The organism is Hydrogenophaga sp. (genome assembly GCF_048549895.1).
In the GTDB taxonomy this organism is placed as follows: Bacteria; Pseudomonadota; Gammaproteobacteria; order Burkholderiales; family Burkholderiaceae_C; genus Hydrogenophaga.
In genome coordinates, this window is sequence record NZ_JBLYYB010000102.1 from 19,275 (window position 1) to 32,897 (window position 13,623).

Annotated in this window: 12 protein-coding genes; 9 read left to right on the top strand and 3 right to left on the bottom strand. The window is 67.9% G+C overall.

Features of this window, described 5'->3' with window-relative positions; all coding sequences use genetic code 11:
- The first annotated feature begins 21 nt into the window (after positions 1 to 21).
- From ACN4F8_RS10650 to rhtB, 3 genes are read left to right on the top strand one after another with little or no spacing between them, the layout of a single operon-like run.
- Positions 22 to 942 carry a 2-hydroxyacid dehydrogenase gene (locus ACN4F8_RS10650; RefSeq protein ID WP_419473570.1) on the top strand — a complete coding sequence of 307 codons (921 nt, stop codon included), beginning with the start codon at positions 22 to 24 and terminating at the stop codon, positions 940 to 942.
- A 12-nt stretch (positions 943 to 954) separates the two neighbouring features.
- Positions 955 to 1,863, top strand: a complete 909-nt coding sequence (locus ACN4F8_RS10655; RefSeq protein ID WP_419473571.1) for a hydroxymethylglutaryl-CoA lyase — start codon at positions 955 to 957, stop codon at positions 1,861 to 1,863.
- A gap of 14 nt (positions 1,864 to 1,877) precedes the next feature.
- Positions 1,878 to 2,519 carry a homoserine/homoserine lactone efflux protein gene (gene rhtB / locus ACN4F8_RS10660; RefSeq protein ID WP_419473572.1) on the top strand — a complete coding sequence of 214 codons (642 nt, stop codon included), beginning with the start codon at positions 1,878 to 1,880 and terminating at the stop codon, positions 2,517 to 2,519.
- A gap of 33 nt (positions 2,520 to 2,552) precedes the next feature.
- On the opposite strand, the gene ACN4F8_RS10665 is transcribed toward rhtB, so the two are convergent.
- The gene (locus ACN4F8_RS10665; protein ID WP_419473573.1) at positions 2,553 to 4,571 is read right to left on the bottom strand and encodes a hypothetical protein; all 2,019 of its coding nucleotides are present in this window, start codon (positions 4,569 to 4,571) and stop codon (positions 2,553 to 2,555) included.
- Here ACN4F8_RS10665 and ACN4F8_RS10670 point away from each other — a divergent pair.
- The 3 genes from ACN4F8_RS10670 to ACN4F8_RS10680 are packed head-to-tail and all read left to right on the top strand — an operon-like array spanning position 4,570 to position 6,003.
- Positions 4,570 to 5,073 (top strand): YbaK/EbsC family protein, encoded by a 504-nt coding sequence (locus ACN4F8_RS10670; protein WP_419473574.1) that lies wholly within the window; start codon positions 4,570 to 4,572, stop codon positions 5,071 to 5,073. The genes ACN4F8_RS10665 and ACN4F8_RS10670 overlap by 2 nt on opposite strands.
- Before the next feature lie 13 nt (positions 5,074 to 5,086).
- On the top strand, positions 5,087 to 5,326 hold the full coding sequence (locus ACN4F8_RS10675) for a DUF1289 domain-containing protein (RefSeq protein WP_419473575.1): 240 nt from the start codon (positions 5,087 to 5,089) through the stop codon (positions 5,324 to 5,326).
- Positions 5,323 to 6,003 (top strand): 2-hydroxychromene-2-carboxylate isomerase, encoded by a 681-nt coding sequence (locus tag ACN4F8_RS10680; RefSeq protein ID WP_419473576.1) that lies wholly within the window; start codon positions 5,323 to 5,325, stop codon positions 6,001 to 6,003. Before ACN4F8_RS10675 ends, ACN4F8_RS10680 begins: the two co-directional genes overlap by 4 nt.
- Before the next feature lie 78 nt (positions 6,004 to 6,081).
- Here the strand turns inward: ACN4F8_RS10680 and ACN4F8_RS10685 are convergent, their stop codons facing one another.
- Entirely contained in the window at positions 6,082 to 7,155 is a 1,074-nt protein-coding gene (locus tag ACN4F8_RS10685; protein WP_419473577.1) for a substrate-binding domain-containing protein, read from the bottom strand.
- A gap of 67 nt (positions 7,156 to 7,222) precedes the next feature.
- Between ACN4F8_RS10685 and ACN4F8_RS10690 the strand changes: the two genes are divergently transcribed.
- The 3 genes from ACN4F8_RS10690 (at position 7,223) to ACN4F8_RS10700 (ending at position 12,444) form a co-directional block, all read left to right on the top strand.
- Positions 7,223 to 8,938: an NADH-ubiquinone oxidoreductase-F iron-sulfur binding region domain-containing protein gene (locus ACN4F8_RS10690; protein ID WP_419473578.1), complete on the top strand. Its 1,716-nt coding sequence runs from the start codon at positions 7,223 to 7,225 to the stop codon at positions 8,936 to 8,938.
- Entirely contained in the window at positions 8,935 to 11,913 is a 2,979-nt protein-coding gene (locus ACN4F8_RS10695) for a molybdopterin-dependent oxidoreductase (RefSeq protein WP_419473579.1), read from the top strand. Before ACN4F8_RS10690 ends, ACN4F8_RS10695 begins: the two co-directional genes overlap by 4 nt.
- 93 nt (positions 11,914 to 12,006) lie before the next feature.
- Positions 12,007 to 12,444: a universal stress protein gene (locus ACN4F8_RS10700; protein ID WP_419473580.1), complete on the top strand. Its 438-nt coding sequence runs from the start codon at positions 12,007 to 12,009 to the stop codon at positions 12,442 to 12,444.
- A gap of 2 nt (positions 12,445 to 12,446) precedes the next feature.
- Here the strand turns inward: ACN4F8_RS10700 and ACN4F8_RS10705 are convergent, their stop codons facing one another.
- Positions 12,447 to 13,580, bottom strand: coding sequence for an ABC transporter substrate-binding protein (locus ACN4F8_RS10705; RefSeq protein ID WP_419473581.1), 1,134 nt, complete (start codon positions 13,578 to 13,580; stop codon positions 12,447 to 12,449).
- Between the last annotated feature and the right edge of the window lie 43 nt (positions 13,581 to 13,623).

The following is a 13,623-nucleotide window of genomic DNA, read 5'->3' on the forward strand; positions in this document are numbered from 1 at the left end:
TGCTTCTTTTAAGCTCGCCGCATGAACATCACCATCTGCGTTGCCCAAACCAAAGCCGCCCCCTGGGAAGAGGGCTTTCGCGCCCTGCTGCCCGATGCCCAAGTCAGCACCTGGAAAGCCGGCGATCCGCAGGCCGACTACGCCATCGTGTGGTCGCCGCCGCAAGCCTTTCTGGACGAACAACCCGGCCTCAAGGCCATGTTCAACATCGGCGCCGGTGTCGACGCCATCATGAAGCTGCGCCTGCCGCCGCAAGCCCAGGTGGTGCGGCTGGACGACGCCGGCATGTCGGTGCAGATGGCCGAGTACGTGTGCCACGCCGTGATCCGCCACTTCCGCGAGTTCGACGGTTACGAAGCCGACATCGCGGCCGGGCAATGGTCCTACCGCAAGCCGCGCAGCCGCGCCGACTGGCCGGTGGGCGTGATGGGTATGGGCGTGCTGGGCGAGCGCGTGGCGCGTGCGCTGAGCGTTTTTGAATTCCCGGTGCACGGCTGGAGCCGCACGCCCAAGGCCATCGAAGGCGTGGTGTGCCATGCAGGCACCGACCGTTTCGACACCTTCCTCTCGTCGTGCCGCGTGCTGGTCAACCTGCTGCCGCTCACGCCCGACACGCAAGACATCCTCAACCGCAAGACACTGGCGCGTCTGCAGCCCGGGGGTTATGTGATCAACGTGGCGCGCGGCGCTCACCTGGTTGAAGACGATCTGATCCAGCTGCTCGACAACGGCCATCTGGCTGGCGCCACGCTCGATGTGTTCCGCACCGAACCCCTGCCCGCCGAGCACCCCTTCTGGCAACACCCCAAGGTCACCGTGACCCCGCACACCTCGGCGCGCACCCTGCGAGACGAAAGCATTGCGCAGATCGCCGGCAAGATCGTCGCGTTGTCGCGCGGTGAGCCGATTGCGGGTGTGGTGCACCGCGACCGCGGCTACTGAAAGCGATTTCCCATGACCATCCCCACCCGAGTCAGGCTCATCGACGTCGGCCCGCGCGACGGCCTGCAGAACGAAAAGCAGCCGGTGCCCGCCGCGGCCAAGATCGAGCTGGTGCACCGCTTGCAGGCCGCCGGCTTGAAGGAGATCGAGGTCACGAGTTACGTGAGTCCCAAGTGGGTGCCGCAGATGGCGGACAACCACGAGGTGATGGCTGGCCTGTCGCGCCAGAGCGGTGTGCGTTACTCGGTGCTCACGCCCAACCTCAAGGGGTTCGATGCTGCGTTGCAGGACAGGCCCGACGAGATCGTGGTGTTCGGCGCGGCCAGCGAAGCCTTCAGCCAGAAGAACATCAACTGTTCGATCGCCGAGAGCATCGAGCGTTTTGCGCCGGTGGTCGAAGCCGCGCGCGCGGCCGGCATCGCGGTGCGTGGTGCCATGAGCTGCACCGTGGGTTGCCCGTACGAAGGGGACATCGCGCCCGAGCGTGTGGCGTATCTCGCCGGGCTCATGAAGGGCATCGGCGTGCAGCGCGTGGACGTGGCCGACACCATCGGCGTGGGCACACCACGCAAGGTGCAGGCCGCGCTGGAAGCCACCTTGCAGCACTACGGCATCGACGACATTTCCGGCCACTTCCACGACACCTACGGCCAGGCGCTGTCGAACACGCTGGCCGCGCTGGAGCTGGGTGTGTGGAACTTCCAGTCATCCGTGTCCGGCCTGGGCGGTTGCCCGTACGCCAAGGGCGCCACCGGCAACGTGGCGACCGAAGACGTGGTCTACCTGTTGCACGGCATGGGGATAGCGACCGGCATCGACCTGGATGCACTGGTCGATGCCGGGGCCTACATCAGCGAACAACTCGGCCGCCCCAGCGGCTCGCGCGTGGCGCGTGCCCTGTTGGCCAAGCGGGCGGGCTGAAGGGGCCAACGAACATGGAACTGCAAGTCTGGCTGGCGTATTTCCTGGCCTCGTGGGCCATTGCCTTGTCGCCCGGGTCGGGCGCGGTGTTGTCGATGACGCACGGCCTGGCCTACGGTGTGCAGAAAACCAGCGCCACCATCGCGGGCTTGCAGCTCGGGCTGGCGGTGATCCTGCTGGTGGCGGGGGTGGGCGTGGGCGCACTGCTGCTGGCCTCGGCCACCGCCTTCACGGTGGTCAAGTTCGCCGGAGCGGGCTACCTGATCTGGCTGGGCCTGAAGCAGTGGCGCTCGCCGGTGAGCGCCACGGTGGCCACAGGCGGTGCCGCGCCCATGCAGGCCCGTGTGCCGGCAGCGCGCGAGCGTTTCGTCACCGGCTTCTTCACCAACGTGACCAACCCCAAGGGCATCGTCTTCATGGTCGCGGTGCTGCCGCAGTTCATCGACCCGCAGCGGGTGCTGTGGTTGCAGCTGCTGGTGTTGCTGGTGACCACCATCGCCGTCGATCTCGTGGTCATGCACGGTTACGCGTTTCTGGCTTCGCGCGCCCAGCGCTGGCTGGCCACCGCCAAAGCCCGGCGCGCGCAGAACCGGGTGTTTGGCGGCGTGCTCATGGGCATGGGGGCGAGCCTCTTGCTGGTCAAGCGCGCGGCCTGAGTCACCCCGGTTCCGCAAGCGTCCAGGGCGCGTTCAGCCAGCGGACGGCACGTGCAGCACGGTGCATGGTATCCAGGTGTCGATCCAGTCTTCCGCATTCATGGGGGCGTAAGGCGTCACCGTGGTGCCTGGTGTGCCGTGCCGACCAGGCTTGCGCTGCCACAGGTGCACCGACACGTCAAATTCGTAGCCACTGAGGCTCTTGCCTGTGACGTACAGCCCCAGTGCCTGGTCGGGTTGCAGGGACTGGGGCACACCGTCGATCGTGATCCGGCCGTGCCAGGGCAGCCAGCGCCGGTTGTATTGTTCGGCCACCCAGGGCCAGTCGGTGTGATGCAGCGGACAGTTGATCACGCCGCCGTGGCGCTTGCCTTCCACCATGGCCTCCCCTGACAGGGCCATTTGCAGTTGCAGGGCAAAGCGTTGGCGGGTGCGTGCATCGATCTCCAGGACACGGATGTCCTTGCGCAACAAACCGATCGCCACCTCCGCCTGGTGCAGGAGGGCGCGGGCTTTCTGATCGTCGTATTGGGGGTCGTCCTTCAGACTTTGGAGCGGGGGCAGCAGGTTCGAGCAGGCTTGCGAGGCGGTGGAGGTGTTGTCCAGTGCCTTCACCCGGAACAGCATGTCCTCGATGTCCCCGATGAAGAACGCGGCGGTGGTGCTCAACGCGTTCTGCACCGCGAGGTCGACGTCCGCCTCGGTCAGGTCCAGGTCGGCGCGTGCGAGCTTGTCCGGCATCTTCGTTTTGACCCGAGCTTCCTGGCGAGTCGCTTTCTCCTTGGCCACAATGGCCTTGCGGTCCAGTTGCTTCGGAGCCCCTTCGCTGATGGGACCCTCGATCCACCGCAACAAGCGGTTCACGGACCACGTGTTGACCGGATCAAGATCGGGTGGACTGGATGGGTCTTCGCTCCTGGCTGGGGCCGGTGTCCGTGCCAGCTTGTTGTAGACGCGCAGTCGCAGGGGTGTCATGCGAAGAAGCTGTTGCAGCCAGACCTGACTGGCCGCCGTGATGGCAGCCTGGTTCTGCTGCTGCACCTTGGTGCCCAGGGGGACTCCCGCGCGCGTGGCGTCGACGGTGGCCTCGATGACCGCCTGGGCGCGGGCCAGGTCGGCCGCGCGGCCCATCGCCAGCTGGTTGGTCACGACATCTTCAATGGCCGTCTTCATCGACCCGTCCAATCCCGCCGCCACGCAATCCTGCAATACGTTCACCAGAATATCCCCGTCGGATGCCACCAGCAGCCCGGCGCTGAGCAGGGCCTGCTGGGTGCATTGCACGGCGACCGCGAGGCGGTGTTGGGCGGCCTGCGCCAGCAGTTCGAGAAACCCCTGCCGGTCGGCCCATGCGCGCGTGAAACCGGCGCTGGTCAGCAGAACGTCCTCTGCTGTTCTCGACTCAATGCCCAGTGTGTGGGTCAGCGCATCGAGCTGGTTCACGAAGTCCTGGCATCGGGCCTCCCAGGCCGGATGCACCATGGACACCATCTGCAGCCGGGCGGCCTGGCTGCGGACCATGATCTCCAGGAAGGCATCGGGTGCCAGTGGCGCCAGGAGTCGGATTTGCCGAAGGCCCTCGATCATGCTGGGCAATGTCGGGGTGCCGTTGAAATGGGCGTCCAGCGTCGTGGCGATGCGGGCCTCGCGCGCCTTGCGCTGCGCGTCGGGCAGTCGCAGGTGGGCCAGCGCAATGTACAGATCGGACAGCAGGTCGACCGTATCGACGGGCAAGCCCCGGGCGATCGCGCTCAGGTCGTTGAGTTGGGCAGCCGTGAGGTCGGAGACTTCATGGCGGATCTGCTTGAGCGTCTGGCCTCGTGCGGCCCCTTGAGCCGGGGTCAAGTCCGGCAATGCAAGATCCCGGCACAGGAAATAGCTGACGGTCCAGGGGGCTTCGACGTGTTCGGGTTTGTAGTCCAGTTGACCGTACATGGGGTTCCTTTGGGGGGTTGGCGGATGGGGCAGTTTGTCCGCCTGCCCATGCGTCAACCATCGCTTCGCGAGCCTATGAGAGCAGCCTCCTTCGAGGGTCGATACCATCGGGGTCATGAGCGATGTTTCCACCTCCACCACCCCGGCCGTTCAACGCGTGACCGATCACTTGCGTGCGCTCGGCCACCCGCACACCCCCCGCATGCTCGAAGACGCCGCGCGCACCGCGCAACAAGCCGCCGATGCGCTGGGTGTGGCGCTGGGCCAGATCGCCAAGAGCATCGTTTTCCGCCGCAAGACCGATGAGGTCGCGGTGCTGGTCGTCACCTCGGGCGACCTGCGTGTGGACGAGAAGAAGGTGCAGGCCATCGTCTGCGCCGAGGGCGGCAAGCTGGGCCGTGCCGATGCCGACTTCGTCAAGAGTGCCACCGGCTTTTCCATCGGTGGTGTGTCTCCATTGGCGCACGCGACCCCCGTGGTCACCCTGATCGACGCGCAGCTGTTCCGCTTTGAAACGGTGTGGGCCGCTGCGGGCCATCCGCACGCCGTGTTTCCCATCACGCCCCAACAACTCCAGACCTTGACCGGCGCGCCTGTGCACGACGTCACCGTGGTCTGAAACACCAGTTCCCATGCCATTGCCCACCCGCCCTCCCGTCACGCTCCAGGCCGCCCGCGCCAAGGCCGGCATCGCGCCCGGCGTGCCTTCGCCCTGCATCTCGGTCTGCGAGATGGACGAAGCACGATTTGCCTGCAAGGGCTGCTTTCGCACGATTCCCGAAATCTCGCAGTGGAGCCGCATGGCCGATGCCGACAAGCTCGTGGTGTGGCAACTGATCGAAGCCCGGCAGGTGCCGGTGGCCGCACCATGACCACCACCTTGCGCGAGATCGGCTTTCATTACGACCCGATCTCGCCCTACGCGCATCTGGCGTTCGAGCGGTTGCCCGAAGCGCTCATGGGCCACAGCGTGGCCGTGCGCTACAAGCCGGTGCTGTTTGGCGCGCTGCTCAAGGCGCATGGCCAACTCGGCCCGGCCGAAATTCCCGCCAAGCGCGACTGGACCTACCGCCAGGTGAGCTGGCTCGCGCACCAGCACGGTGTGCGGCTCGATCTGCCCGCAGCCCACCCGTTCAACCCGCTGCCCCTGCTGCGCCTGGGCCTGGCCTGCGCCACCGATGACGCGCCGGGCGACACCAACCGCTTTGTCACCGAACAGCTGTTCCACCACGTGTGGCACGGCGGTCTGGACGCCACCGACCCGGCGCGCCTGGCCGGGCTGCAAGCCCGTCTGCAAGACCACATGGCCCAACGCGGCAGGCCCTGGAGCCCGCCCGAGGGTGAGGTGGTGAAACAGCGCCTGCGCGCCAACACCGACGAGGCGCTCGCGCTGGGCCTGTTTGGTGTGCCGGCCATGGTGGTTGAAGGCCGCGTGTTCTGGGGGTTGGATGCCCTGCCCATGCTGCGCGCTTACCTCGATGGCGATGCCTGGTTCGAGACCCAGTGGGCGGCTGCGGCCGACCGCCCGGTGGGCGTGCGGCGACGTTAGGGCCAGCCGCCGGGCCGCTCCCAAGGCTGGCGCAACCCCCCGGGGGCGGCGACCCGTGCAGCGGCGGAGCGTGGGGCTTCAAGTTACCTGAAAGGTTTCGCTCACCGCCATCACCTGCCCGGTGCTCGCAGCCTCGTAGCCTTGCAATGCCGCCACGCGCGAGCGAAACGCCGGTGAACGCAGCACGGTGAGCACGGGGCGCAGTTCCGCGCGTTCCATGGCGTCGGGCGGCAGGGCGAAGAAGTAACGCTCTTTCAGCAGCGGGATGAAATGCAGGCCGAAGCGGTGTGCGGCGGTTTGCACGCCGATGCCCACATCGGCCATGCCGCTGGCCACATAGGCGGCCACACCGGCGTGGGTCAGCTCGGTGTTGTCAAAGCCGGTCACGGCTCGCGCATCGATGCCGTGGCGCTGCAGCAGCAGGTCGGTCAGCACGCGGGTGCCCGAGCCCTCGGGCCGGTTGACGAAGCGCAGCTCGCGCCGGGTGAGGTCGGCGAGGCCTTGAATGCCCTTTGGGTTGCCCGGCGCGCAAAACAGGCCCTGCGTGCGCACCGCCAGGTGCACCAACTGGTGCTGGTCGCGTTTGAGCCATTGCAGATAGCGCTGCGCGGCGGCGGCCTGAAATTCGCCCAGGGGCACATGAAAACCTGCCAGTTCGCAGTCGCCCTGCGCGAGCGCGGCCACGGCTTCCAGGCTGTTGCGGTAACGCAGTTCCACCGGCACCTGGCGCGCGGCCAGTTGTTCGCGCAACGCGGCCACGGCAAACCCGTGGCTGGCGTGCAGGCGTGGCACCGCGCGCTGCTTGCGTTGCACGCGCCCGAGTTCACCTTCGAGCTCCGAGGCCAGCGATTCCAGCAGCGGCTGCAGGCGCGCGCCGATGCGCGCGTCGGCCCAGATGAGTTTGTCGCCCAGCTCGGTGAGCGCCGACCCACGCCCCCGTCCGCGCACCAGCAGCGGCTGGCCAAACAGTGCTTCGGCCTGCTGCAGCAGGCCCCAGGCGTGGCGGTACGAGAGCCCCAGTTCGCGGCCCGCCTGTGAGATGCTGCCCGAGGCCTGCACGGCGGCGAGCAGCTGCAGCAAGGTGTTGGCGTCCAGCGCGGGGCCGTCGTCCTGGCTGATGTGCCATTGGGGTTGCAGGGTGATGCGCAGCATGGCGGAGCGTCCGGGTTTATGCAAAGAAGAACATATTAAAACCCGGTGGCGGTGCTAGGCTGCGCCGATGACCACCGTGATCCCCATCCGCCCCGTGGAAGCCGTGCGCCGCGGCCCGCCGCGCCACACCCCCAAGGGTCGCCAGACCTCGCCGCAGGCGCGCGAGCGCGTAGCGGTTTTGTGCGCCGGCCTGGCGCCGCGCGCCGACCTGTTGATCGAACACCTGCACCGCCTGCAAGACGGCGAGGGCGCCTTGCGCCACGGCCACCTGGCCGCACTGGCCGAACACCTCAAGCTCAGCCAAGTCGAGGTGTTCGAGGTCGCGAGCTTCTACCACCACTTCGAGATCGTGGACGACGACGCGGCCGTGCCCGCCACCGTGGTGCGCGTGTGCGACAGCCTCTCTTGCACCATGGCCGGCAGCGCGACCTTGATGAGCGATCTGCAAGCCGCCCTGGCGCACGACACATCCGTTCGCGTGCAGACCGCACCCTGCATCGGCCAATGCCACCGCGCGCCGGCCGCTTGTGTGGGGCAGCGCCAGTTGCCGCACGCCACGGTGGATGCGGTGCAGGCCTTGCTGGCCAGCGACGACACCGGCCCGCGCGACCTGCCGGTGCCCGAGGCGTCTGAACTCACGCAGTTGCAACGCCTGCTCTCGGGCGAACTCGGCGCCGAGCAGGTGCTGGTCGAACTCAAGGCCTCCAACCTGCGTGGCCTGGGTGGCGCGGGTTTTCCGGCCTGGCGCAAGTGGGAAACGGTGCGCGCACAGCCCGGCCCGCGTCACATGGTGGTGAACATCGACGAGGGTGAGGTCGGCACCTTCAAGGACGGCCATGTGCTCACCAGCGCGCAGGCCGGTGCACCGCAGGTGCTCGAAGGCCTGCTGATCGCCGCGCAGGTGGTCGGCATCGACCACGTGTGGCTGTACCTTCGCGACGAGTACCACGACGCGCGTGTGCTGCTGCAGCGGGAGCTCGACACCTTGCACGTGCGTCTGCAATCGCTGACCACGCAATACCCCGGCTACACGCCGCCCGTCATCGAACTGCGGCGCGGCGCGGGTGCCTACATCTGCGGCGAAGAGTCTGCGCTCATCGAATCGGTGGAGGGCAAGCGCGGACTGCCGCGTCTGAAGCCGCCCATCGTCGCGCTGCACGGCGTGTTCGGCCGGCCCACGCTGGCGCACAACCCCGAAACCCTGTGGTGGTTGCCGGAGATCCTGGCGCACGGCGGCGCGTGGCTGACCACACACGGCCGCGCCGGGCGCAACGGCTTGCGGCGTTTCTCGGTGTCGGGCCGCGTGAAGCAGCCGGGTGTGTATCTCGCGCCCGCCGGCATCACGCTGCGCGAACTCATTGACGAACACGCCGGCGGCATGGCCGAGGGTCACACGCTGTACGCCTACCTTCCCGGTGGCGCATCGGGCGGCATCCTGCCGGCGGCGCTGGCCGATGTGCCGCTGGACTTCGACACGCTCGCCGAACACGGTGCTTTTGTCGGCTCCATGGCGGTGGTGGTGCTGGGCCAGCACGACAAAGCACGCGACGCGGCGCTCAACCTCATGCGCTTCTTCGAACACGAATCGTGTGGCCAGTGCACGCCCTGCCGCGCCGGCACCACCAAGGCGGTGGAACTGATTCAGGCGCCGGTGTGGGACGCAGCCCTGCTGGCCCAGCTCTCGCAGGTGATGCGTGACGCCAGCATCTGCGGCCTGGGCCAGGCCGCGCCGAACCCGGTGGACAGCGTGCTGCGGTTCTTTCCTCACGAGGTGGGCGCATGAAGACGAACGACCTGCCGCGGCACGCGGCCCCGATCGCATTCACCCTCAACGGCCGCGCGGTGGAAGCCGCACCGGGCGAGACCCTGCTGAAAGCCGCACAGCGCGCCGGCGTTGAAGTGCCCCACCTGTGCCACAAGGACGGCCTGCGCAGCCCCGGCAATTGCCGCGCTTGTGTGGTGGAGATCGAGGGCGAGCGCGTGCTCGCGCCGTCGTGCTGCCGCTCTCCCACGCCCGGCATGGTGGTCACCACCGACAGCCCGCGCGCGGCCGCTGCGCAGAAGATGGTGCTGGAGTTGTTGCTGTCGGACGCACCCGACACGGCTGCGCTCAAACACGACAGCGAGCTGGCGCACTGGGCGCAAGTTGCGGGTGCGCAAACAGGGCGTTTTCCCTTGCGCACCCACTATCCCGTTCGCCCTGAGTTCCCCTCTACCGTTCGGGCTGAGCCTGTCGAAGCCCAGCGTGTACCACCCATGGAGGCCCTTCGACAAGCTCAGGGCGAACGGGTATCGGCTCAGGGCGAACGGGTATCCGCTCAGCCCGAACGGTGGGGCATGGACACCTCGCACCCCGCCATGACCGTCAACCTCGACGCCTGCATCCAGTGCACGCGCTGCATCCGCGCCTGCCGCGAGACGCAGGGCAACGACGTGCTGGGTCTGGCGTTTCGGGGTGGCCACGCGCAGATCGTGTTCGACCAGAACGACCCCATGGGTGCGAGCACCTGCGTGGCCTGCGGGGAATGTGTGCAGGCCTGCCCCACGGGCGCGATTGCGCCGGCCAACGGCGCGTACGCCAAGGTTTCGGACAAGCAGGTGGATTCGGTTTGCCCGTTCTGCGGTGTGGGCTGCCAACTCACCTACCACGTGACGGACGACAAGATCGAACACGTCGAGGGCATCAATGGCCCGGCCAACGAAGGCCGCCTGTGCGTCAAGGGCCGCTTCGGTTTCGACTACGCCCACAGCCCCGAGCGGCTCACGCGCCCGCTGATCCGCCGCGCCGATGCGCCGAAAGACCCGGAGTCGGTGATGCGCCGCAACTGGCGCGAACTCTTCCGCGAAGCCAGCTGGGACGAAGCGCTGGACGTGGCCGCCAACGGCTTCAAGCTGGTGATGGCCAGCACCACCGCGCGCGGGCGCCAGGGCCCGGTGGCCGGCTTCGGTTCGGCCAAGGGCACGAACGAAGAGGCCTACCTGTTCCAGAAGCTGATCCGCACCGCGTTCGGCACGCACAACGTGGACCACTGCACGCGCCTGTGCCACGCATCGAGTGTGGCCGCGCTCATGGAAGGCCTGGGTTCGGCCGTGGTCACCAACCCGCTGCGCGACGTGCAGCACGCCGACTTCGTGTTGTTGATCGGCGCCAACCCGGCGCAGAACCACCCGGTGGGCGCGACCTGGATCAAGAACGCGGTGAAGAACAACGGCATGAAGCTCGTGCTGGCCGATCCGCGCCGCACCGAACTCGCGCGCCACAGCTGGAAACACCTGGGCTTCCAGCCGGGCACCGACGTGGCCCTGCTCAATGCGCTCTTGCACACCATCGTGTTCGAAGGCCTCACCGACCCGGCCTACATCGAAGCCCACACGCTCGACTTCGCGCAGCTGAAACAACACCTGACCGACTTTTCGCCCGAGGCCATGGCGCCGGTCTGCGGCATTGACGCGGCCACGCTGCGCGAGGTGGCGCGCGCCTACGCCACGGCGAAGAACGCCATGATCTTGTGGGGCATGGGCATCAGCCAGCACACGCACGGCACCGACAACGCGCGCTGCCTGATCGCGCTCTCGCTCATCACCGGCCAGATCGGCCGCCCCGGCACCGGGCTGCACCCGCTGCGCGGGCAAAACAACGTGCAGGGGGCGAGCGACGCCGGGCTGATCCCCATGGTGCTGCCCGACTACCAGAAGGTGAGCGACCCGCACACCCGCGCGAAGGCCGAGCGCCTGTGGAACCTGGCTCCCGGCACGCTGGGCAGCGAGGCGGGTCTCACCGTGGTGGAGATCATCGACGCGGCCCACCGCCGCGAGATCCGCGCCATGCTGATCCAGGGCGAGAACCCGGCCATGAGCGACCCCGACGCCACCCACGCGCGCGAAGCGCTCGCCGGGCTGGACCACCTGGTGGTGCAGGACATCTTTCTGACCGAGACCGCGAGCCTGGCCGACGTGGTGCTGCCCGCCACCGCCTGGCCCGAAAAGACCGGCAGCGTGACCAACACCGACCGCTGCGTGCAGCTCGGCCGCCAGGCCGTGCGCGCGCCGGGTGAGGCCATGGCCGACGCGTGGATCACCGAACAGCTGGCCCGCCGGCTTGGGCTGGGCTGGACTTACGGCGTGGCCGCCGACGGCACGGCGACGCCGGATGCGGCCAGCGGCATCGGTGCCGTGTTTGAAGAGATGCGCGCCATGATGCCCAGCATCGCCGGCCTGTCATGGGCGCGGTTGCAGCGCGAAGGCGCGGTGACCTACCCGGTGAGCAGCGAAGACGATCCCGGCCACCCGGTGGTGTTCACCGACGGGTTTCCCACGATGAGCGGGCGCGCCACGCTGGTGGGAGCCAACGTCACGCCGCCAGCCGAGGTGCCCGATGCGTCGTTCCCCATGGTGCTCATCACCGGGCGCCAGCTGGAGCACTGGCACACCGGCAGCATGACGCGGCGCAGCGGTGTGCTCGACGCGCTGGAGCCCGGCCCGGTGGTGAGCCTGCACACCACCACCGCGCAGCGGCTGGGGCTGCAGGCGGGTGCTGTGGCTCAGGTGCGTTCGCGCCGCGGCGCCGTGGCGCTGCCCGTGCGGCTGGACGACGCGATGCCGCTGGACACCGCCTTCATCCCGTTTGCCTACGCGGAAGCCGCGGCCAACCTGCTCACCAACCCGGCGCTGGACCCGGTGGGCAAGATCGCCGAACTGAAGTACTGTGCGGTGGACGTGCGGCCCGCCGTGCCTGCGAGCGAACCGACGCCGGTTTGATCTGACGCAAGCCGGTTGCGCCGGGGCTCTCCTACGATGAAGCGGTGCCGCACGGTGCGGCCCGGTTCATCCACCCCTTCGAGGAGAGCGACCATGTTCAAGAAAATCCTGCTGCCCACCGACGGCTCCGACCTCAGTGCGTTCGCCACCCGAGCGGCCGTGGGCCTGGCCAAGAGCCAGGGCGCACAAGTCGTGGGGGTGTACGTGATCGACCCGTTCCCCTACATCGGCATCGGCGACGCGTCGGCCATCGGCCTGCAGGCCTACCTGACCGAAACCAAAGCCGCGGCCGGCGTGGCGCTGGACGCCGCGCGCATGGCCTGCGCGGCCGAGGGTGTGCCGTTCGCGGGCGACACCATCGAGCGCAACGTGGTCTACGAAGGGATCATCGAAACGGCCGACGCCGAAGGCTGCGACCTGATCGTGATGGGCTCACACGGGCGCCAGGGCGTGAAGGCGCTCATCCTGGGCAGCGTGGCGCAGAAGGTGCTGACCCACGCCAAGGTGCCGGTGCTGATCGTGAAATCCTGACCTCAGCGCATGAACTTGCCTGAGGCGTTCACGATCGAGAGGTCCGAGAAGTCCAGACCGGTGTGGTCGGTGGCGCTGTAGCTGATCTGCAGTCCGCCGATGTCGTGGTTGCGCAAACCTTCCAGCGCGTCGCGCAGCGCCACCGGCGTCGGGTTGGGGCCGGCGCGGCGCAGGCCTTCGGTGACCACCTTGGCTGCGGCAAAGCCTTCCATCATGGCGGGCGACACACCGGCGAGGCCCTTGGCCTTGGCCAGGTCCTGCGCTTCCTTGATCAGCGGGTAGGCCACCGAGCGTTCGTTGGGAAACACCTGGGTGACGATCACGCCGCGCGCGTGTTCGCCCAGCAGCTTGATGAAACCATCCGAGGCGTTGTTGGACAGCGTGACCAGCTGCGCCCGCGAGCCCGCCGCCCGGATCGCCTTCATGCCGTTGGCGGCGTTGCCGGCCGAGCCGATGACCATGACGGCCTGGGCGTTGCTCTTGGCCACGCGGGCTGCGAGCTCGGTGAAGTCGGGCTTGTCGCGCGGAAACTTTTCCTGCAGCACCGGCGTTTGTTTCACGGAGGCAAAACCCTTGAGCGCGCCGGCGGCGGAGTCGGCGCCGAAGGAGTCGTCGGTCTCCAGCAGCGCGATGCGCGTGATGCCGATGCTGGCCAGGTGTTCGATGGCCTTGGCGGCTTCGCGCTGGTAGGTGGCGCGCACATTGAACACCCAGGGGTTCACCGGTTCGTGCAGCACCATGGCGCCGGTGCTTGGCCCCACCAGCGGCACTTTGAACTCGGCCAGCATGGGCAGCAGGGCTTGCGAATGCGGCGTGCCGCGGTTCAGAAACAGGGCCAGCACCTTCTGTTCGGTGATCAGCTGGCGCGAGACCTCCACCGTCACCTTGGGATCGAATTTGTCGTCCACCGAGACCAGTTCGATCTTCTGGCCGTTGACGCCGCCGCGCGCGTTCACCGCGTCGAAGTACAGCTGGGCGCCGTCGATGTTTTCCTTGACACCGGCCGCCACCGAACCGGTGATGCCCGAGGGGTTGCCGATGCGCAACTGTGACCAGGCGGGCAGGGCGAAGGTGATGAGGCCTGCAAGGGCGAGGGTGGCGAGGTTCCTGGGCGAGGATGTGGTGTTGTTTTTCATGGGGCTTGTCTCAAGAGGTGGGCTCAGTCTAGGCAGGCGGCGC